This window comes from Sulfitobacter indolifex, from assembly GCF_022788655.1.
GTDB lineage: Bacteria > Pseudomonadota > Alphaproteobacteria > Rhodobacterales > Rhodobacteraceae > Sulfitobacter > Sulfitobacter indolifex.
In genome coordinates, this window is sequence record NZ_CP084951.1 from 2,989,324 (window position 1) to 3,009,512 (window position 20,189).

General features: G+C 60.0%; 24 protein-coding genes. 13 read left to right on the forward strand and 11 right to left on the reverse strand.

The features are described 5' to 3' along the window. Nucleotides 1-40: 40 nt before the first annotated feature. Nucleotides 41-742: a response regulator transcription factor gene (locus DSM14862_RS14580; RefSeq protein ID WP_007118038.1), complete on the reverse strand. Its 702-nt coding sequence runs from the start codon at nt 740-742 to the stop codon at nt 41-43. A gap of 378 nt (nt 743-1,120) precedes the next feature. On the opposite strand from DSM14862_RS14580, the gene DSM14862_RS14585 reads away from it, so the two are divergent. After that, nucleotides 1,121-2,719: a phosphoenolpyruvate carboxykinase gene (locus DSM14862_RS14585; RefSeq protein ID WP_007118039.1), complete on the forward strand. Its 1,599-nt coding sequence runs from the start codon at nt 1,121-1,123 to the stop codon at nt 2,717-2,719. A gap of 76 nt (nt 2,720-2,795) precedes the next feature. On the opposite strand, the gene DSM14862_RS14590 is transcribed toward DSM14862_RS14585, so the two are convergent. Further along, a complete protein-coding gene (locus DSM14862_RS14590; protein ID WP_243254289.1) occupies nt 2,796-3,704 on the reverse strand; it encodes a LysR family transcriptional regulator in 909 nt (302 codons plus the stop codon). A 164-nt stretch (nt 3,705-3,868) separates the two neighbouring features. On the opposite strand from DSM14862_RS14590, the gene DSM14862_RS14595 reads away from it, so the two are divergent. Next, on the forward strand, nt 3,869-4,225 hold the full coding sequence (locus tag DSM14862_RS14595) for a helix-turn-helix domain-containing protein (RefSeq protein WP_040700675.1): 357 nt from the start codon (nt 3,869-3,871) through the stop codon (nt 4,223-4,225). A 116-nt stretch (nt 4,226-4,341) separates the two neighbouring features. On the opposite strand, the gene DSM14862_RS14600 is transcribed toward DSM14862_RS14595, so the two are convergent. From DSM14862_RS14600 to DSM14862_RS14630, 7 genes are all read right to left on the reverse strand, one after another. Continuing rightward, complete coding sequence (locus DSM14862_RS14600; protein WP_007118042.1) at nt 4,342-7,797, reverse strand: chromosome segregation SMC family protein; 3,456 nt, start codon at nt 7,795-7,797, stop codon at nt 4,342-4,344. A gap of 181 nt (nt 7,798-7,978) precedes the next feature. Further along, complete coding sequence (locus tag DSM14862_RS14605; protein WP_040700677.1) at nt 7,979-8,269, reverse strand: hypothetical protein; 291 nt, start codon at nt 8,267-8,269, stop codon at nt 7,979-7,981. 95 nt (nt 8,270-8,364) lie between these two features. Continuing rightward, nucleotides 8,365-8,925, reverse strand: a complete 561-nt coding sequence (locus DSM14862_RS14610) for a F0F1 ATP synthase subunit B (protein ID WP_040700679.1) — start codon at nt 8,923-8,925, stop codon at nt 8,365-8,367. Between the two features lie 15 nt (nt 8,926-8,940). Next, nucleotides 8,941-9,498: a F0F1 ATP synthase subunit B' gene (locus DSM14862_RS14615; protein ID WP_007118045.1), complete on the reverse strand. Its 558-nt coding sequence runs from the start codon at nt 9,496-9,498 to the stop codon at nt 8,941-8,943. A 90-nt stretch (nt 9,499-9,588) separates the two neighbouring features. Beyond that, on the reverse strand, nt 9,589-9,813 hold the full coding sequence (locus tag DSM14862_RS14620; RefSeq protein ID WP_007118046.1) for a F0F1 ATP synthase subunit C: 225 nt from the start codon (nt 9,811-9,813) through the stop codon (nt 9,589-9,591). 64 nt (nt 9,814-9,877) lie between these two features. Further along, nucleotides 9,878-10,639: a F0F1 ATP synthase subunit A gene (locus DSM14862_RS14625; protein WP_007118047.1), complete on the reverse strand. Its 762-nt coding sequence runs from the start codon at nt 10,637-10,639 to the stop codon at nt 9,878-9,880. 1 nt (nt 10,640) lies between these two features. After that, nucleotides 10,641-10,991: an AtpZ/AtpI family protein gene (locus DSM14862_RS14630; RefSeq protein ID WP_007118048.1), complete on the reverse strand. Its 351-nt coding sequence runs from the start codon at nt 10,989-10,991 to the stop codon at nt 10,641-10,643. A 239-nt stretch (nt 10,992-11,230) separates the two neighbouring features. Here DSM14862_RS14630 and DSM14862_RS14635 point away from each other — a divergent pair, with 239 nt between their 5' ends. Then, nucleotides 11,231-11,587: an ArsR/SmtB family transcription factor gene (locus DSM14862_RS14635; protein WP_007118050.1), complete on the forward strand. Its 357-nt coding sequence runs from the start codon at nt 11,231-11,233 to the stop codon at nt 11,585-11,587. 190 nt (nt 11,588-11,777) lie between these two features. Here DSM14862_RS14635 and DSM14862_RS14640 read toward each other — a convergent pair whose 3' ends face one another. Both DSM14862_RS14640 and DSM14862_RS14645 read right to left on the reverse strand, forming a co-directional pair. After that, a complete protein-coding gene (locus DSM14862_RS14640) occupies nt 11,778-12,704 on the reverse strand; it encodes a DMT family transporter (RefSeq protein ID WP_007118051.1) in 927 nt (308 codons plus the stop codon). Further along, on the reverse strand, nt 12,692-13,579 hold the full coding sequence (locus DSM14862_RS14645; RefSeq protein WP_007118052.1) for a LysR family transcriptional regulator: 888 nt from the start codon (nt 13,577-13,579) through the stop codon (nt 12,692-12,694). Before DSM14862_RS14645 ends, DSM14862_RS14640 begins: the two co-directional genes overlap by 13 nt. Before the next feature lie 126 nt (nt 13,580-13,705). Here DSM14862_RS14645 and DSM14862_RS14650 point away from each other — a divergent pair, with 126 nt between their 5' ends. From DSM14862_RS14650 to DSM14862_RS14695, 10 genes are all read left to right on the forward strand, one after another. Continuing rightward, the gene (locus DSM14862_RS14650) at nt 13,706-14,290 is read left to right on the forward strand and encodes an FMN-dependent NADH-azoreductase (RefSeq protein ID WP_007118053.1); all 585 of its coding nucleotides are present in this window, start codon (nt 13,706-13,708) and stop codon (nt 14,288-14,290) included. Between the two features lie 268 nt (nt 14,291-14,558). Continuing rightward, nucleotides 14,559-16,058, forward strand: coding sequence for a signal recognition particle protein (gene ffh / locus DSM14862_RS14655; protein WP_007118054.1), 1,500 nt, complete (start codon nt 14,559-14,561; stop codon nt 16,056-16,058). Continuing rightward, a complete protein-coding gene (locus DSM14862_RS14660; RefSeq protein WP_007118055.1) occupies nt 16,055-16,363 on the forward strand; it encodes a chorismate mutase in 309 nt (102 codons plus the stop codon). The genes ffh and DSM14862_RS14660 overlap by 4 nt, the downstream gene beginning before the upstream one ends. A 48-nt stretch (nt 16,364-16,411) precedes the next feature. Beyond that, complete coding sequence (rpsP, locus tag DSM14862_RS14665; RefSeq protein WP_007118056.1) at nt 16,412-16,798, forward strand: 30S ribosomal protein S16; 387 nt, start codon at nt 16,412-16,414, stop codon at nt 16,796-16,798. Between the two features lie 16 nt (nt 16,799-16,814). Further along, entirely contained in the window at nt 16,815-17,444 is a 630-nt protein-coding gene (bluB, locus tag DSM14862_RS14670) for a 5,6-dimethylbenzimidazole synthase (protein WP_007118057.1), read from the forward strand. After that, the gene (locus tag DSM14862_RS14675; RefSeq protein ID WP_007118058.1) at nt 17,444-17,593 is read left to right on the forward strand and encodes a hypothetical protein; all 150 of its coding nucleotides are present in this window, start codon (nt 17,444-17,446) and stop codon (nt 17,591-17,593) included. The genes bluB and DSM14862_RS14675 overlap by 1 nt, the downstream gene beginning before the upstream one ends. Continuing rightward, nucleotides 17,590-18,117 (forward strand): ribosome maturation factor RimM, encoded by a 528-nt coding sequence (gene rimM / locus DSM14862_RS14680; protein WP_007118059.1) that lies wholly within the window; start codon nt 17,590-17,592, stop codon nt 18,115-18,117. Before DSM14862_RS14675 ends, rimM begins: the two co-directional genes overlap by 4 nt. Before the next feature lie 15 nt (nt 18,118-18,132). Then, complete coding sequence (locus DSM14862_RS14685) at nt 18,133-18,924, forward strand: hypothetical protein (protein ID WP_007118060.1); 792 nt, start codon at nt 18,133-18,135, stop codon at nt 18,922-18,924. After that, nucleotides 18,921-19,709: a tRNA (guanosine(37)-N1)-methyltransferase TrmD gene (gene trmD, locus DSM14862_RS14690; protein WP_007118061.1), complete on the forward strand. Its 789-nt coding sequence runs from the start codon at nt 18,921-18,923 to the stop codon at nt 19,707-19,709. The genes DSM14862_RS14685 and trmD overlap by 4 nt, the downstream gene beginning before the upstream one ends. A 69-nt stretch (nt 19,710-19,778) precedes the next feature. Beyond that, nucleotides 19,779-19,940 (forward strand): DUF1328 family protein, encoded by a 162-nt coding sequence (locus DSM14862_RS14695; RefSeq protein WP_007118062.1) that lies wholly within the window; start codon nt 19,779-19,781, stop codon nt 19,938-19,940. Nucleotides 19,941-20,189 lie beyond the last annotated feature (249 nt).

Below are 20,189 nucleotides of genomic sequence, written 5' to 3' on the forward strand. Positions count from 1 at the left end.
CGCGCACAAGCTTCCTTTCGACCCGCGTTAACTGGCGGGTTTACTCTTCGTTATATCTATAGCCGATGCCATAAAGCGTTTCGATCGCCGAAAATTCATCATCTGCGCTGCGCATCTTTTTGCGCAGACGTTTGATGTGACTGTCGATCGTGCGGTCATCCACATAGACTTGATCGTCATAGGCCACGTCCATCAGCTGGTCGCGCGACTTCACAAATCCGGGGCGCTGCGCGAGCGCTTGCAGCAGCAGGAATTCGGTCACGGTCAGGGATACGTCTTTCCCCTTCCAGCTGACCGCGTGGCGCAGCGGATCCATCCGCAATTCGCCGCGTTCCATCACCTTGGTCTCTTCGGTATCGCCAACCTCATTCGTTTCTACCGCGTCTTGGCGGCGCAGAAGGGCGCGGATACGTTCGACCAGCAGGCGCTGGCTGAAGGGTTTTTTGACGTAGTCGTCGGCGCCCATACGCAGGCCCAGAACCTCGTCAATCTCGTCATCCTTGGAGGTCAAGAAAATGACCGGCATCGCGGTTTTCTGACGCAGACGTTGCAGCAGGTCCATGCCGTCCATGCGGGGCATCTTGATGTCCAGCACGGCCATATCCGGCAGTTTCTTGTTGAATGCGTCCAACGCGGCCTGGCCGTCGTTGTATGTTTCTACTTCGAAGCCTTCAGCTTCAAGAGTCATCGAAACGGATGTCAGGATGTTCCTGTCATCGTCTACCAATGCAATCTTTGACATTGCCTGCTTCCTTATGCTGCTCAATTCGTTCTTATTTTTGGAGCCAGTGATCCCCAATATAACAGATCGAATCAATCCTTAAGTGCGAATCGTGCCTTCGTGATGCACCAATTGGGTCATAATTTGGTTAGGAATGACTAAATTGCCGCACTTTAACTTCGGTCGCATCAGCCAAAGCCCGCCCGGCAGCCACCGCATTTTGCTAGGATTCGAGCGCTTAGAAACAAAGTTTCAGATGATGGCGCTAACTGTGACAAAGCTGCCTGTTCAACCTGAAAACGCCCGTGTTAAGAGGCTCTCAAGGCCCCGATGCCCAGGGCAATTGCGCCCGCTCGGACACGTTCTGCGCTGCTCACGCGCTACCACAGGAGACATCATATGACATTTGGACGGGTAAACCCGCAGTTCAGCCTCGAAGATCAACAGATCAGCGGGCTTGGCGATGTCTATTACAACCTGACCGAGCCTGCGCTGGTCGAAGCTGCGCTCAAACGCGATGAAGGCACGCTCGGCAAGGGCGGCGCGTTCCTGGTTACCACGGGCAAGTTCACAGGCCGGTCGCCCAAGGACAAACACGTCGTTAAAACCGACAGCGTGGCCGATAGCATCTGGTGGGAAAACAACGCCGAGATGTCGCCCGAGGGTTTTGATGCACTCTATAAGGACATGATCGCGCATATGCAGGGCAAGGATTACTTCGTCCAAGACCTCGTTGGCGGTGCCGACCCCAAACACGCGATCAATGTGCGCATGGTGACTGAACTGGCATGGCATGGGCTGTTCATCCGCACCATGTTGCGCCGCCCTGATGCCGAAGCGCTGCAAGAGTTCACCGCAGACTTCACCGTCATCAACTGCCCAAGTTTCCAGGCGGACCCTGCCAAGCACAATTGCCGCAGCGAGACCGTGATCGCGATGAATTTCGACCGCAAGATGATCCTCATCGGCGGCACCGAATACGCGGGCGAGAACAAGAAATCGGTCTTTACCCTGCTGAACTATCTGCTGCCCGAAAAAGGCATCATGCCGATGCACTGCTCGGCCAACCACGCCAACGGCAACCCGGTTGATACGGCTGTTTTCTTCGGCCTGTCGGGTACCGGTAAGACCACCCTGTCGGCCGATCCCGAACGCACGCTTATCGGCGATGATGAGCACGGCTGGTCCGACAATGGCACCTTCAATTTCGAAGGGGGTTGCTATGCCAAGACCATTAACCTTAACGCCGAAGCCGAGCCGGAAATTTACGCCACGACGTCCAAATTCGGCACGGTGATCGAGAATATGGTCTTCGATCCTGACACGTTCGAGCTGGATTTTGACGACGACTCGCTCACCGCCAACATGCGTGCAGCCTACCCGCTGCACTATATCTCTAACGCTAGCGAAAAAGCCGTCGGCGGCCACCCCAAGAACATCATCATGCTGACCTGCGATGCCTTTGGTGTGCTCCCTCCGATCGCACGGCTTAGCCCGGCACAAGCGATGTACCACTTCCTCTCAGGCTTCACCTCCAAAGTGGCAGGCACCGAGCGTGGCGTGACCGAGCCTGAGCCCACGTTTTCCACCTGTTTCGGCGCCCCCTTCATGCCGCGCCGGCCCGAAGTTTACGGCAACCTGCTGCGTGAAAAGATCGCCCAGCATGGTGCTACCTGCTGGTTGGTCAACACCGGCTGGACCGGCGGCGCCTATGGCACCGGTTCGCGGATGCCGATCAAGGCGACCCGCGCGCTCTTGTCTGCTGCGCTTGAAGGGCGTCTTGCAGATGCCGAGTTCCGCAAGGATCCGAACTTTGGCTTTGATGTCCCTGTCGAGGTGAACGGCGTCGCCGACATCCTGCTCGACCCGCGCCGCACATGGGATGATCCGGAATCCTATGACCGTCAGGCCGCCAAACTGGTCAAAATGTTTTCGGACAACTTTGAGCAGTACCTGCCCTACATCGACGATGATGTGAAAGCGGCAGCGATCAGCTAAGGCTCTTTGACATCGCAGACACAGAAAGGGCCGCCTTGATGGGCGGCCCTTTTTCACGTCTGACGTTCTTCACAACCTATCCTGTGAACGTCACCTTCGCATCTAACGGCATCTCCTGCAGGAAGGTTTCGTCGACCCCTTCGATATTCACTGTTGTCGACCGATCAACAGCAGCGATCAGCGCAAAGCTCTTGTCTGGATAGCGCCCGGCCATCAGCAGACGTTTGTAAGCCAGGGGCACCGGGTGCCCCCCCTCCTCACGTGGGATCTGCGTGACCACCTCATCCAGTCGCACACCATAGGTGGCCTCTACCTCGCGAAAGGGAAAGTTCAGCATATTTTCGAACTCAGGCCCGCCGGGAAACAGCTTGAGCGGCCGCCCGATGCTGCTCCGCGCGTTACTCCACCCCCACCACTGGGTATAAAACGATTTTTCGCCAACCTCGGTGCAAATCCATCCGTTGGGCGAGTCGCGGTAGACGAGCACATAGGGGCGCATGGCGCGGAAGGCTTCGCTTTCCAACTCTCCCCGGCTTTGCGTCCAAGCCTCAAGCGCGGCCTGCAACATCGGTGATCCACCGTCCCAGATAAGCGATAGCGGCTGTTGTTTTTGGTGGAAGCACCAGCCGTTCGGCTCTTCATAGGACAGGCGCAGCATCCCATCGATATGGCGAGTCTTCCCCCCCAGCCACAGCTTACCGCGGTCAAGGATATCGCGCGCCTCTGGCAACGCCTCTTCGCCCGCCTTGGTCAGGGAATAGCGCCGGTTCTCAATAGAGAAGAGCGGCGCGCCCATCGTGTCTTCCAATTGCTGGATATGCCGCCGAACCGTTTGCCGCGTGCTTGTCATCTGGGCGACCGCGTGGCTCAGGTTCAAGGTGCTCGCTAATGTCACGAATGATCGCATCATTTCAAACAAAAGGGCCGGGGCGGGCTCCTTTTGCGGGGTCTGGGGCACGGTGTTGACCGGCTCGATATCGGACATATGCTGGTTCATAGGCGAGGGATGGTACATGTATCACCCCATAACGCAACATAATGAATCCATCTTAGGTTAATTGGTTAACGCAAATAGGCCAGATCTAGGCAATTGATCCTCAACACATTGCGGGTAACGAATATATGAAACTCAACCTGAGGTATCATACCATGTCCCATCCTGTAGACATTCACGTTGGTCGGCGACTCAAGCAGGCCCGCACCCTTCGCAAACAGTCCCAGACCGATGTGGCACGTGAACTAAAACTCTCTTTCCAACAGATCCAGAAGTATGAGATCGGCTCGAATCGTATCGCTGCCAGCCGCCTTCATGAGCTGGCCCGGATACTCGATGTCACCCCCGGCTATTTCTTTGAAGGGCTCAACGACGACGCCCCGGAAACTAAAAATGACCCTGCGCTGGATATCGTGAACGCGATTGGCTCCATCAAAGATGACGCGATAAGAGCCCGTATTCTAACGTTTATTGAAGATGTTGCGGGCGTGACTGTCTCTCGTCGAAGCTGACTGTAGCTGCCCACCCGCCCCCAGATCAGCGGCGAGCGCATTAAGAGAGGGAACAGGTTTCGCGGCGCGCGGTGCGCACCGCAAGCCTAGAGCGATCAAGCGCCAGCATCGCGGCATCACGCCACCAGCGTTTCCGCTTTCTTCAAGTCAACAGAGACCAATTGGCTTACGCCCTGCTCCCCCATGGTGACCCCAAAGAGCCGATCCATCCGCGCCATCGTCACCGCATGGTGTGTGATGATTAGGAATCGCGTATCGGTCTGACGGCACATCTCATCCAGCAGGTCGCAGAACCTGGTCACATTTGCGTCATCGAGTGGCGCGTCGACCTCGTCCAACACACAAATCGGTGCCGGGTTGGCCAAGAACACGGCAAAGATCAGTGCCATTGCGGTCAGGGTTTGCTCCCCGCCTGAAAGCAGGCTCAACGTGCTGAGCTTTTTGCCCGGTGGCTGGCACATGATCTCGAGCCCGGCTTCCAACGGATCATCGCTTTCGACCATCACAAGGTTCGCTTCGCCGCCGCCAAAGAGATGGGTGAACAGCATCGAGAAATTCGCGTTCACCTGCTCAAAGGCCGTCAGCAGCCGTTCCCGCCCTTCGCGGTTAAGACCGGCAATGCCACTGCGCAGTGTCTTGATCGCCTCTTCCAAATCGGCCTTTTCGGTCAGAAGCGCGTCGTGCTCCTCGCGGACCTCCTTGGCGTCATCCTCAGCGCGCAGGTTCACCGCTCCCAAGGAATCCCGCTGGCGTTTGTAGCGGTTCACGTCCTCTTCCAAGGTTTCGGCGCGCGGTATCTCGTCTGCTTCGATATTGAGCGTAGCGCGCAGCGCATCAGCCGTAACTTGCCGTTCGTCCTGAATGCGCTCGGCGGTGTGCGAGACGGTCTCGCGGGCGGCGTCACTGCGGGCTTCGGCCCGCGCGCGGGCTTCGCGCGCGTCAGAGGCCTGCCGTTCGGCATCCCGTTCGGCATCTGTGGCTGCCTTCAGTGCCGTTTCTGCAGCAGACAACGTTTCCGTCGCAAGCGCCCGACGCGCTTCGGCAGCGGTGATCGCACCAGTCAATTCTTCACGTTTGGCCGCGATCTCTGCAGGCGCGGCGCTGGCATCGGCCAACTCCACCTCGGACGCGGTCTTGCGCTCGATCAGTTCAGCAGTCCGTTTGCCCGCCGTTTCCAAGCGATTCCGCCAATTGCTGACTTCCTTCGTCACGTCCTGCGCGCGGCGGGTGCGCGCTTCGCCTTCGCGGCGCAGTTCATCATGAGCCGAGCGACGCGACATCATGGTGATCCGCGACGCCTCGACCGTCATACGAATGTCCTCAACCTGCGCGCGCGCCGCTGAAAGGTCGTCCAGCCCCTCGCGCGTGCGCTCGGCCTCCTGCACCTCCGCGCGGGCGGCTATCGCAGCCTCTTCGTGGCGCTTTACCGCAAGCCCAAGGGATTCCAATCGGCTCTCGGCAAGGTTTCGATCAGCTTCCGCCCGGCTCAGCGCGCGGCCCGCATCCGCAACCAGACGGTCCGCGTCGCGCCGCGCTTCGCGGGCACGTTTATCCGCGTCTGCCTGCTCGGCCAATTGGCGTTGCAATGTTTCATGCGCAGCCCGTGCGCCATCGGCGCGCTGGCTTGCTTGCTCCAGCGCTTGCTTCAATACTTCCAACCGGTTCAGCTGTTGCAAACGCAGCGCTGCAGCCGAAGGCGCGTCCTCAGCCCAAGCGCGAAAGCCGTCCCAACGCCACAGATCACCCTCGGGTGAGACCAGCCGCTGCCCCGGCAACAACTGCGCCTGAAGCCGCGTACCCGCGTCCGGATCGACCAGCCCGATCTGGCTCATGCGGCGCTCAAGCACCTCAGGGACCGAGACATGCTGCGTCAGCGGCGTCACCCCCCCAGGCAGGGGTTGCGCCTCCAGGTACCCCGGGAGTACCGACCAGCCCGACGGACCATCTGCATCAACCTCAGGGGCCCGCAGATCGTCTGCCAAGGCTGCGCCAAGTGCCTTTTCAAACCCGTGTTCAACCTGCAACCGGTCGAGGATTTGCCCGCCCTCAGCCGTGTCACGCTCAACCAGCTTCGCCAGCGCCGCGGCTTCGGCGCGCAGGGCATTGGTTTCGCCTTCGGCCTCAGATCGCTCCGCGCGGGCGTCGGCTTCGCGCGATTGGGTATCAGCACGCGTTTCTTCGGCGGCCAAGAGGGCCGCATCGGCAGCGGCAGCGGCAGTGACAGCGGCGGCTTCGGCCTGCTGCGCCTCTGCAAAGTCCACACCGGCTTTGTCGAGCGTCGCTTGGCTTTGCGCCACGGCATCACGGGCCTTGCGGGCTTCGGCCTCTGACTTCTCCAGCGTTTTGCGGCTGTCCTGAAGCAGACGCTCTGCCGAGCTATGACGCGCGGCCAGACGGGCGACGTCCTCTGTATGTTGGCTCAGATCCCCTTCGCGGGCCTGAAGCACCTCAGCCGCTTCACGCGCAGCCTCAGCGGCTGCATCAAGCGCGCTGTCATGACCCTCGCCCGCAGCGGCCAATTCCTGCGCCTCGCGCTCAAGGCGCTCGATCGTTTCCTCGGCATCGCGGTTCAACCCACCTTCGCGTTCAATATCGCGCGCGAGCTGAGTGATGCGGCCGGTCAGGGTCTCAATCAACGCGGCAGCGCGCGCCTCTTGATCGCTCAGTGTGTCGCGTTGCGTGGCGAGCCGTTGCAGTACGGCGGCAGAGATCGCCTCTTCTTCGCGCAGCGCGGGCAAAACGGCTTCCGCCTCCTCGCGCCCCTTGGCCATCCGGCGCACCTGCGCCTCGGCCTCGGCTGCCGACGTAACGCGGGCACGCAGTTCGTCTTCTGCTTTGCCTCGGGCCTCATCCGCCTCGCGCCAGCGGCGATACAGCAGCAGACCCTCAGCGTGGCGCAGCGCCTCGCCAATCTCGCGATACCGCGCGGCGTGACGGGCTTGGCGGGCCAGCGTCGCGAGTTGCGAAGCCAACTGTTCGATCACATCATCGACGCGGGCGAGATTTTGCTCTGCGCCGTTCAGCTTAAGTTCCGCCTCATGACGCCGCTGGTAAAGCCCGGAAATCCCGGCAGCTTCTTCCAGAATGCGCCGACGGCTCTTTGGCTTGGCGTTAATCAGCTCAGCAATTTGCCCCTGCCGCACCAACGCCGGGCTATGGGCGCCCGTCGACGCATCGGCGAAAAGCATTTGCACATCGCGGGCGCGCACGTCTTTGCCGTTCACCTTATAGGCGCTGCCCACATCGCGGGTGATGCGGCGCACGATCTCTAGCGCGTCCTGCTCGTTAAAGCCCGCAGGCGCCAACCGGTCACTGTTATCAAGGTGCAACGAGACTTCGGCAAAGTTGCGCGCAGGGCGCGAGGCGGCCCCGGCAAAGATCACATCTTCCATGCCCCCGCCGCGCATCGCAGTTGGGCGGTTTTCACCCATGACCCACCGCAGCGCTTCGAGGAGGTTGGATTTACCGCAGCCGTTTGGCCCCACGACCCCGGTCAGCCCGTCTGAAATGACGAGGTCTGTGGGGTCCACGAAGCTTTTGAAGCCGGTCAGTCTGAGTTTGGAAAAGCGCAAGTTAGCCCTGCCGTGATTGATTCTTACCTGAGCGGCGAACTTGCCGTTTTGGGAGGGTCCGAGTCAATCAAAAGCCCCAAGGGAAGGGGGGCGATGAGCGGTTATCCACAATATATTGTCGCCAATGGTGGAATCATCTTTCAGCGAACCAACCGAGGTGGCCAGTCCTGCGCTGGAGGTGCTAATCGCAGTCCAACACACCGAGCGCCAGCGCTTGATCGCCCAGCACCTCTTTCACCTGACAGCCGCTCGCTTGTGCCATCGCGCGTCCCGCCCTCTCCCGGATTGGGCCAAAGCGGGGGGCGTATTGGGTGTTCACGCGCACCGCCTCCGCACGCTCCCCGCGTACTCGCACGTCAAAGACCGAGCCATCCACGGTGATACGCTGGGCCGGTAAATCCCGAAATTCCCGACTGGGGGCCGTACAGGCCGAAAGGCCGACCGATATTGCGAGGATGAGTAACAAGCGCATGGCCTTAGCCTGCAGCGGCTGAATTAACAAAAGCCTAAAGCAAAAGAAAAAGCCCCGGCGAAACCGGGGCTTTCTAAATTTCAAAGTAACGCAGCTTAGTGCAGTTTGGCTTCGACTTGGGCGATGCCGTCGTCGATCAGCTTGTTACCCTGTGCGGCGGTCATCTGTTTGGCGATCACGTCGCGGGCAGCGGCCACAGCGATGGTCACAGCTTGGTCACGAACTTCCTTCACAGCAGCGGCCTCGGCCGAGCTGATCTGGTCTTTCGCCGCAGCCATGCGACGATCAAGCGACTTGGCCATATCCGCCCGCGCCTGTTCGGCAGCAAGACGGGCATCTTCCTTGGCGGAAGACACGATGCGGTCCGCTTGGTCCTGCACCTCTTTATGCTTGCGCTCGTAAGAGGCCAGCAGAGTTTGCGCTTCTTCACGCAAGGCGCGGGCTTCTTCCAGCTCGGTCTTGATGCCATCGGCACGTTTGTCGAGCATGCCGATCAGCAGCGTTGGTACCTTGAAATAAATCAGGATACCGATGAACAGCAAGAAGGCCAGCAACACGATGAAGTCGGTGTTGCGCAGCGAGAAGAACGGCCCCGTGGCGGCAAACGCTGGCGATGCCGCAAGACCGGCGAGCAGGGTCGAAAGTGTTAGGCGCATGGATTTGGTCATGGCTTATCCTTTCATCCGCGCATCAACGGCGGCATCAACAGTGGTTGCATCTGCCGTGCCACCCAGAGCGGCGACGAGAGCTTCTGCGGTATCCTTGGCAACGGCTTGTACGTTGACCATGGCGCTCGCACGAATTTCGGCGATGGCTTTTTCCGATTCTGCCACCTGAGCGGCAATTTCGGCATCGGCCTTGGCCATTTCGATATCCAGATCAGCCTGCATGTCCGCTTTGGCTTGGGCCACGATCTGCTGTGCCTCGGCACGGGCGTCGATCAGGGCTTGGTCATAGGCGGCTTCGGCTTCCTGCGCCTTGACCTTCAGGTCTTCGGCGGCAGCGATGTCATTGGTGATGGTCCCTTGGCGTTCAGCCAAAACCGCACCGATACGGGGCAGAGCCACGCGCGACAGGATGAAGTAAGTCGCGATCAGTGCCAGGATCAGCCAGAAAATCTGGTTGCCCCAGTGATCAAAGTTCAGCTGCGGCATGCCCGGCGTTTCGGCGGCATGGGTCACAATGCCGGTCGCGTCGGCCAGCCCGTCGCTGGTTGTTTCAGTTGCCATCGTGGCTTCTCCTTGGAAACTTTGCCGTTACAGTCGGGCAGACACGGCAATGCGCGCCTGCCCGCTCGTAAGGAATGCAGTTCCGGAAGCTTAGACGGCGAACATCAGCAGCAGAGCGACGAGGAACGAGAAGATCCCCAGAGCTTCTGCGAAAGCGATGCCGATGAACAGGGTCGCTGTCTGGCTTGCGGCTGCCGACGGGTTGCGCAGTGCGCCGGACAGGAAGTTGGCGGCAACGTTGCCGACACCCAGGGCTGCGATGCCCGTGCCGAGACCTGCAATGCCTGCGCCGATATGTGCGAGTTGACCTTCCATGGGGGTATCTCCTTACGATTGGAAGTTAAAACGTTGGCGAAATATTCCGCCGTTGTTGGGGTTGTTAGTGTGCGGGGTGCAGCGCGTCTTTAAGGTACACGCATGTCAGGATGGTAAAGACATAGGCCTGGATAAAGGCCACCAGCACTTCGAGACCGTACATCGCGGTAATCGCGAGCACCGACACCGGAGAGATCACAGCGATGGCTGCGAAACCGGCGAAAACTTTGATAACCGCGTGGCCCGCCATGACGTTACCCGCCAGACGAATGGAGTGGCTAACCGGGCGTACGAAGTAGCTGATCAATTCGATGATCGCCAGCACCGGGCGCAGGGCCAGCGGCGCGGAAGACACCCAGAAAAGGCTCAGGAACGCAGCGCCATTTTTGACAAAGCCAACCACGGTTACGGTAATGAACACTGCCAGCGCCAGCACCACAGTCACCGAGAAATGCGCCGTGGGTGTGAAGGCCGTGGGGATCAGGCCGAGGAAGTTGGCCATCACGATGAACATGAACAGGGTCATGATATAGGGGAAGAACTTCAGCCCTTCTTTACCGCAGATGTCCTCGACCATCTTGTAGATGAAGCCGTAAGCCAGCTCAGCAACCGATTGCATCCGGCCCGGCACGACAGAGCGGCGTGCGCTGCCCAGCACCAGCAAAGCGAAAGTCGCGAGAACCGCCAGCGCCATCCAGAAGGTGGCATTGGTGATGGTGTACCAAGCAACGGAAGCGCCATCGCCAAAGAGTGGCGATACGATGAACTGGTCCATCGGGTGGAATTCCAGACCGCCTGTTTCAGCGCCTTGTATCTCTGTTGCCATTTCAGGCTCCCTCGTCCTTGCCCGAATGGGGCGTATCCTGTTCGGCCAATTCGGCCTGTTGTTTGTCCTGGATTTCCTTAGCGGTGCGGAGCATCGTCTTCACCCCCGCCGCAAGGCCCAGCATTACAAAAAGCACCATGAAGATGGGCAGCGTGCCAAACAGCACATCAAGCCCGTATCCGATGCCGAAACCGATCCCAAGACCGGCCACAAGTTCGATCACCATCCGCCATGCCATATTGGCCTGAGAATAATGCTCATCCGCTCGGGGCTTGGGTGCGCCGCGTTGTTTCGCAGCTGCCAGTTTGGCCTCAAGCTGCTCCATCTGCTGCCGTTGGTCCGGGCTGGTCACACCAAAATCCCCATCGGAATATCTGCTGCGGTGCTAATGTTAGGGCGGGTTAGAGTCAACTGCGTTCGGCCATGCGAATAATGCTTATATTTCATCAGCTTAAATTGATACCGCGCCTTCAAGGGCTGAAACACCGCGTCGAAATCCCAGCAAAAGCCCGCCCCGACCTTATTCAACCCAACGGTTAAGTTAGCGTCATGCTCGCTTTCCCACGCCCGCTCTCCGCGCTATGCAGGTGCATGACCCAAGACCTAGATCAGGTATTTGCCGCCCTCGCCGACCCAACCCGCCGCGCCATCCTAGCGATGCTGTTGGAGGACGATATGGCCGTGACGGATGTGGCCGAGCCTTTTGAGATGTCGCTTGCGGCAATCTCAAAACATCTGGGCGTGCTGACGGCAGCCAGGCTCATCAGTCAGGAAAAACGGGGGCGGGTGAAATGGTGCAAGCTGGAACCGGATGCGCTGCGAAATGCGTCGGTTTGGATGCAGGGGTTCGGGCAATTCGAGCCGGTGAACCTAGATGCCTTCGAGCGATTTCTAGAAATCGAATTGCCTGATGCGGGCGAAGGCGCAGCGCGCTCAGGGTCAGAGTAGAGTGATCCCCCCTTGCCACGAGGTAAATAAGACAAGGGGAGGATCAATCGACGATCAGATGACGCCGAATGCAAAACGCAAAATAGCCAATACCACTACGATCAACCCGATCAGGTAAATAATACTACGCATGGTTGTGTCCTTCACTATGATTTCACGCCCCAACGCAGGATTGAGCACTCTGGTTCCATTAATTCCACAACTTTTTGAATTTTTGTGATTTTTCCGCTCTATCTTCGCGCAGCAGCAGGTAAAGCGCCAGAATCGTCATCAGGACGCCTCCCCAAACCATCCCGCCCGGAAGCGCATTGCCAAAGCCTAATTCCCACAGGATTACCCAGCTTGGCGTGAGGTAGGTATAGGCCATCACCTTGGCCGACGGCAGCCGCAACGCTGCGAATTGCAGCAAGACCACCGTGGCCGCCGTGGCAAAGACCGCAACGTATAATATAGTGATCCAAACCAGGGGACGCAGCGCGCTCCAGTCCGTCGCGCGGATATCTTGCCACCCGTAGAGCGCCAGTAACACCGTGCCCGCCAGTAACGTGCCAAAAGTGAACATCACCGCGCTTTCGCCTCGGTTCAGCCTGCGCACCATCGGTGTATAGACTGCGTGACTGATGCAGCCGACGAAATAGATCGCCTCCCCGCGCCCAACATCGAACGACAAAAGCGCCGCGAGGTCGCCGCGAAAGATCACCCAAAGCGCCCCGGCCCCACCAATCGCCAGTGCCAGCGCCATGCGCGGGGTCATGATCTGCCGCATCAGCAGCCACGCAAACCCCGCCGCCATCACCGGGACGAGCGTAAAGACCGCCGCCGCAGCGACTGGTGGTGCGGTTTTCAGCCCCTCGAACATCAGCACGAAGTACAGGGTAAAGAGCGCCGCCAGCACGAAGTATCGCCAAGGCGCGGCAAATCCTGCGCGGCTGATATCGCCCCGCCCCCACGCCAGCACGCCAACCAGCAGCGTCGCTAAAGCAAACCGCACTGTATTCAACGCCGTCGGGGTAATCTCATTCGCGACCTGCGCCCCGAGCGAGAATGAGCCAGCCACCAGCGCCGAGAAACATAGCATTGCCAAATGGCCCTGCGCAGACGCGCTCAGTCGGGGCATGAGACAGCCTCCTCGGCATGTTCCTTTAGAAAGCGCAGCACCGCCTGCACCTTGCTGGTGCGGTGCAAATCAACATGGGTCACAAGCCAAAGCGCACTACCCCAATCGGCGCGCGGCGCGTGGATTTCGACAAGCTCAGGGTCTGCGCGCCCCATCGCGGCAGGCAGACCGCCGATCCCTGCCCCGGCCCGCAATGCTGCTTCCATCGCGGCACCACTGGAACTGCGCCAAGTGATGCTTTCTTCGGGCACATTGGCCCAAAGCCATTGATGATAAGGCGCGCGGCTGTCGCGGTTGTCTGCCGCGATGAAACGGTGCTTCGGATAATCCTCCGGCCCCTGCGGGATGCCGTATTGCGCCACGTAGTTTCGGCTGGCATAGGCCCCCACCGAAAGCTGCGAATAGGGTTGTACTACATTGTCAGGCTGGTCTGGCGCGGCCCCTGCGCGGACTGCCACATGCGCCTCGCCATATTCCAACCGGAACAGACGATCCCCGATAAGATAGCGCACCACCAACTCAGGGTTCTGACGCTGGAACTCGGTCAAGAGCGGTGCGAGCCGTGGCGCCAGAAAATCAAGCGACGTGATAACCAATTCGCCCGAGACATCGCTGCCGCGTCCTTTGATCCGCCCGGCCAACTGGCTGAACTGATCATCCGTGGCCCGCGCCACCCGCAACAGATCTTCGCCCGCCTCGGTCGCGGTATAGCCGCGCGCGTGGCGCTGAAACAACTTAACGCCAAGCCGCCCCTCCAAAGCATCGATATGGCGGATAACGGTAGCATGGTGCACGCCCAGCACCTCTGCCGCGCCGCTTACCGTCCCCATTTGCGCGACTTGATAGGCGGTTCTGATCTCGTCCCAATTGTCCATTCGCTCACCCTGCCTTCCCGACCTGTGCATTTACGAACATGGTCACGTTCATCCTGGCAGTTGTGTTCGCGAGCACAATGGCCAATTCATTGTCATCAGATTTACATTGGAACAAGGACCAGCATCATGGCCACCCTGCGCATCGAAACCTCCGTGAACCGCGAAAACTCTGTCACCCGCAAACTGACAGACCGCATCATCTCCACCCTCGGCGACAGTGACGTTGTTACCCGCGACATCGCCACCGAACCCCTGCCGCTGATCGATTCCGCATGGGCCAGCGCCCGCGTGAAACCCGTCGAAGAGCGCAGCACCTTGGATCAAGATGCCCTCGCCCTCTCCGACACATTGGTTGCCGAAGTCCAAGCCGCCGACACCATCGTCATCAGCGCGCCGATCTACAACTTCACCATCCCCGCGTCTTTGAAAGCGTGGATTGACCTGATCGCCCGCGTCGGCGTGACCTTCAACTACACCGCAGAAGGCCCTGTCGGCTTGCTGGAAAACAAGCGCGTCATCGTCGCCTTCGCCTCCGGCGGCACCGGCATCGATTCCGCCGCCGATTTCGCCAGCGGCTATTTGCGCTTTGTGCTAGGCTTCTTGGGCATCACCGATGTCACCTTCGTGGCCGCGGACCAATTGGCCGTAGACGCCGAAGGCACCATCGCCCGCGCCAACGCCCAGATCGACGCGCTGCGCGACGCGGCCTAAGCGCTACCGGCATCTAACCTCGGCCGCGTCCCCTTGCCGGTGGCGCGGCTTTGGCTTGGGCCAGCTTTTGCCGCCCAGCCTGTCTGGCTTGACTCACACCCCGCCAGCGCGTAAACGGCCCCCAATCTCCGGAAGCATTGCCTTCCGGTCCCGGCATGACGTCGGGATCGCCCCCAGTCAGCGCGTTGCGCCCACTGGGGCATTTGTGCATTTTCGCGCGCGTCCTTAATTAAGGGCAAGTGCAACCGACCCGAAAGGCCCTGTGCCCATGTTTGAAAATCTCAGCGAACGGCTCTCTGGTGTCTTTGACCGCCTGACCAAGCAAGGCGCGCTCAGCGACGAAGACGTTAAAACCGCCCTGCGTGAAGTGCGCGTCGCCCTGCTGGAGGCCGACGTCTCGCTCCCGGTGGCGCGTGATTTTGTCAAAGCGGTGCAGGACAAGGCGACCGGCCAAGCGGTGACCAAATCGGTCACGCCCGGCCAGCAGGTCGTAAAAATCGTTCATGACGCGCTGATCGACACGCTGAAAGGCGAAGGCGAGCCCGGCGCACTCAAGATCGACAGCCCGCCCGCCCCGATCCTGATGGTCGGCCTTCAGGGTGGCGGTAAAACCACCACCACCGCGAAACTGGCCAAGCGCTTGAAAGAGCGTGACGGCAAGCGCGTGCTGATGGCCTCGCTTGACGTGAACCGCCCTGCGGCGATGGAACAGCTGGCGATCCTCGGCGTGCAAATCGGCGTCGACACGCTGCCGATCGTTAAAGGCGAAAGCCCCGTGCAGATTGCCAAGCGCGCCAAAACGCAGGCGGGTCTGGGCGGCTATGACGTCTATATGCTAGACACCGCGGGCCGCCTGTCCATCGACGAAGAGTTGATGCAACAGGTCAAAGCCGTGCGTGACGTGGCCAATCCACGTGAAACATTGTTGGTGGTCGACGGCCTGACGGGCCAAGACGCCGTGCACACTGCCGAAAACTTTGACGAGCGCATCGGCATCACCGGCGTCGTCCTCACCCGGATGGACGGCGATGGCCGTGGTGGTGCAGCCCTGTCCATGCGTGCCGTGACCGGCAAGCCGATCAAATTCGTCGGTCTTGGCGAAAAGATGGACGCGCTTGAGACTTTCGAGCCTGAGCGCATCGCGGGCCGCATCCTTGGCATGGGCGACATCGTCGCGCTGGTTGAGAAAGCCCAAGAAACCATCGAGGCCGAACAGGCCGAGAAGATGATGAAGCGCATGGCGAAGGGTCAGTTCAACATGAACGACCTGAAGATGCAGCTTGAACAGATGATCAAGATGGGCGGCATGCAGGGCATGATGGGCATGATGCCCGGCATGGGCAAAATGGCGAAACAGGTCGAAGATGCCGGTTTTGATGACAAAATCCTCAAGCAGCAGATCGCCCTCATTCAGTCGATGACCAAGAAAGAGCGCGCCAACCCTGCCCTGCTGCAAGCCAGCCGCAAAAAGCGCATTGCCAAAGGTGCCGGCATGGAGGTTTCTGACCTCAACAAGCTGATGAAAATGCAGCGCCAGATGTCCGACATGATGAAGAAGATGGGCAAAATGGGCAAAGGCGGCATGCTCAAGCAAGCCATGAAGGGCATGATGGGCAAAGGCGGCATGCCCGGCGGCATGGACCCCAGCCAGATGGACCCTAAGGCGCTCGAAGCTGCGGCCAAGCAGATGGGCGGCAAGCTGCCCGGCGGTCTTGGCGGCGGCATGGGCCTACCCGGCGGCCTCAGCGGTTTCGGGAAGAAGAAATGACCGACACCACCACAGATACCGCCACACGGGCCGCCGAACTGTTGAAAGAGCACCGCGCCTCGATCGACCGGCTCGATGCGATCCTCGTCTATACCTTAGGCGAGCGGTTCAAACACACACAGGCCGTGGGGAAACTCAAGGCCACACACGACCTTCCCCCGTCCGATCCAGCCCGCGAAGCGGCACAGATCGAACGGCTCGAAGATTTGGCGGAGGCGGCCGACCTCGACCCCGCATTCGCCAAGAAGTTCCTGAACTTCATCATCGCTGAAGTCATTCAGCACCATAAAAGCCACCAAACGTAAGGCGGGGCGCACCCCCTTCTTACACACCAACTCAAAGGACTACTCACCATGGCTATGAAAATTCGTCTCGCCCGCGGCGGCTCCAAAAAGCGCCCCTTCTACCGTATCGTTGCAGCCGACAGCCGCATGCCACGCGACGGCCGCTTCATCGAGAAGCTGGGCACTTACAACCCGCTGCTGCCGAAAGACAGCGAAGAGCGCGTGAAGATGGACGTTGAAAAGATCGAAGCATGGATCGCCAAAGGCGCCCAGCCGACCGAGCGTGTGACACGCATGCTGGAAGCCGCTGGCGTCCGCGAAAAGACCGAGCGCAACAACCCCAAGAAGGGTACACCGGGCAAGAAAGCTCAGGAGCGCGTGCAGGAGAAGGCCGACAAAGCCGCTGCCGCTGCTGAAGCCGCCAACGCCCCTGCTGAAGAAGCTTCCGCAGAATAAACTGCGAGCGCCCGGCATGGATGAATTCTCTGAAGACTTCCGTGCCGGGCTGCACGACTTGATGCGATGGCGGCGCGACGTGCGCCGCTTTCGCACAGACCCGCTGGACGAGGCGCTGGTGCAAACCTGCCTCGACAGCTTCACCCTCGCCCCCTCTGTGGGCCTGTCGGAGCCGTGGCGGATCATCCGCGTAACGTCCGACACCGCGCGCCAAGCCGCGCTTGAAAATTTCCAAACAGCCAATGCTCGCGCCCTCGCCGGATATAACGGTGAGAAGGCCGCGCTCTATGCCGGGCTCAAGCTTTCGGGCATGAGCGACGCGCCGGAGCAATTGGCGATCTACTGCGATGACAGCACCGACAAGGGCAGCGGCCTTGGCGCCGGAACCATGCCCGAAATGCGCCGCTATTCCGTGGTCGGCGCGATCAGTCTGATGTGGCTCACTGCCCGTGCCCACGGGCTTGGCTTGGGCTGGGTCTCGGTGCTTGACCCTGTGCGGCTGAACCGTGATCTTGACGTGCCAAAAGACTGGTCGCTGGTGGCCTATCTTTGCATGGGATGGCCGCAGGACAACAGCCTAACGCCGGAACTGGAAACCAAGGGCTGGGAAACACGCGCCCCAAGCCTGAAGATCGAGACCCGTTAATGAGAAAATTACTGTTCCTTCTGGCCGTGCTGGTGCTCGGCTTTGTCCTTGGCATCCGCTATGATCGGCAGTTAATGCAGGACGAATGCAAAACCGGTGCCGGGGAATGGACCGGGACGATCTGTGTGAATTCGGAGTTGTTGCAATGAGTGACCAAGACCTGATCTGCGTCGGTGCCATCGCCGGTGCCTACGGTGTACGCGGCGAAGTGCGCGTGAAAAGCTATTGCGCAGCGCCCGAAGATATCGAGACTTACCGCCCGCTTTACACCGAAGACGGCAGCCGGACCTTCAATCTTGCCCTACTGCATCAGGTCAAAAACGGTTTCGCCGCCCGCATCGCTGAGATCACGACGAAAGAAGAAGCCGACGAGATGCGCGGCCTGTCGCTGTTCGCCGCACGGGATCAACTGCCAAGCTTGCCGGATGATGAATTCTACCACGCTGATCTGATCGGGCTTGAGGTCTATGATACTGGTGGCACGCTGCTGGGGCGGGTGAAAACCGTGCAGAACCATGGCGCAGATGATCTGCTGGAGCTGCAGCTAAAGGGCACATCGGCCACGACCTTCCTGCCCTTCACCAAAGCCGCTGTGCCCACCGTCGATCTGGCCTCTGGCCGCATTGTAGCCGACCCGCCGCACGGCGTGTTGCCGGACGCGGCGGATGGCTGATCGCGGGCTTGGGTAATGCCGCGCAGGATCATCTTGCATCCCGGCTTTCACAAGACCGGCACCAGCAGCATCCAAGCCACGCTGCGCGCCAACCGAGCGGCGCTAAAACCACATGTCGCCCTGCGCCTGCGCTGGCATATGAAAGACCTGCTGCATGCCACCCGCGGCTATTCGACATGGCGGGATCCGATTACCCTTTTGAAGGTCGAGCACCGCTTTGACGCACTGCTGGAGGCGCTGCCACGGATGCCGCGCCGCACGCTCATTTTGTCGGCTGAAGAATTGGCAGGGCACATGCCGGGCCGGGGCGATTTGGCCGATTACAGCGCCGCACCTGAGCTGATCTTTGCGATGTGGCAGATCGTGCACCACCGTTTTCCAGACGCCGAGATTATCGTCCATCTTTCCACCCGCGCACCTGAGAGCTGGATACGCTCTGCCTATTGGGAGCATGTCAGCTCTTCTTCGATGACGCTGGACCTTAAGACTTTCTCCGCCCGCTACGCATCTGCAGCGCAATTAGATGCCATGGCGTCCGAGATCGCCGCCCGCCTGCCTTGCAGCGTGCAGCACGTCAGGTTGGAAAACTGCCGCGATCTGCCGCTCGGCCCTGCGACCCCGCTAGTTGATCTCTGTGATCTGCCGACAAATGTCATGACAAAGCTCGTGCAATCGCCGCCCATCAATGTTCGCCCCCCGACCGAAGTGCTGCAAGCTATGCTTGACGCCAACCGCCAACACGCCGATGACCCTGAGGCGCGCCGCCGCGCCAAGACCGCCATCCTCGAACAGGCAGACACCGTATGAAACCCACCCGCTCCCATGGTCGCCAAAGCGCGCGGCCCAGCCTGAAGCCCCGCGCCCTGATGCAGGACGCGCCCGATTATGCGGACGTTTGGCAGGCGCGGATCGTGACGCTGTTTCCCGATCTTTTCCCCGGCGTGCTGGGGGCCAGCCTGACCGGCAAGGCGTTGCAAGATGGGCGCTGGCAGTTGCACACCCATGATCTGCGCGAATTCGGCATTGGCAAACACCGGAACGTCGATGACACGCCTGCGGGCGGTGGCGCGGGCATGGTGATGCGCGCCGATGTGGTTGGCCCCGCACTGGCCGAAGCGCAGAGCCATGCGCATGGCCGCTGGCCGATCCTATACATGTCCCCGCGTGGGCAGCGGTTTGATCAAGCGATGGCGCGCGATCTGGCAGATTGCGCCGGCGTTACTATGCTTTGTGGGCGCTTTGAGGGTGTCGATGAACGGGTGATTGAACAATTCGGGATCACAGAAGTCTCCTTGGGCGATTTTGTGATGACCGGCGGGGAACTGGCGGCGCAAGCGATGCTCGACGCGACGGTACGTCTGCTGCCCGGCGTACTGGGCAATGCCGAAAGCATTGAAGAAGAAAGCCATGCTTCGGGACTGCTGGAGCATCCGCAATACACCCGCCCTGCCGAATGGGAGGGGTGCGAGATTCCTCCCGTGCTCATGTCAGGTAACCACGGCGAGATCGCCAAATGGCGACAAGCGCAGGCCGAGGAGCTTACCCGCACGCGCCGCCCTGACATGTGGGCCAAGCATCAAGATAAGGGCTAAGCGCCCGTGCCTTAAGGAACCGCCGCTCTCGGCGCGGCGTTGATCTCTCACATTGGAGGGAGACAACACATGCTAGAGATTATTCTAATTCTGCTCATTGTCGCGGCTGTGGCGGCACTTCTGGGTTTTGGCCGGGTTTCCGGTGCAGCACTGACCGGAGCAAAGGTACTTATCGGGATCGTGCTGGTGCTGTTCCTGCTTGTCGTCTTGGGCGTGATTGCGCTGGCCTAGAGTTTGGCGGGATCAAGGGCATCAACAGCCCTCTTGATCCCGCGCCTTTCGCCGCCTATACCCCGCTTATCCGGAATCGCTTTGGCGGCTCCGGTGCTTTGCGTTTAAGCGCAAGGGACCAAAGCAATGACGACGATACCTCCGGCGGGGGCCCTGCGATCCGAAATGATCACGGCGCTGCCCGAAAGAACCCGAAGCTCTGGGTCGCGACATAATTTCGTGGAATACCGCGAACATCATAGGAGATAG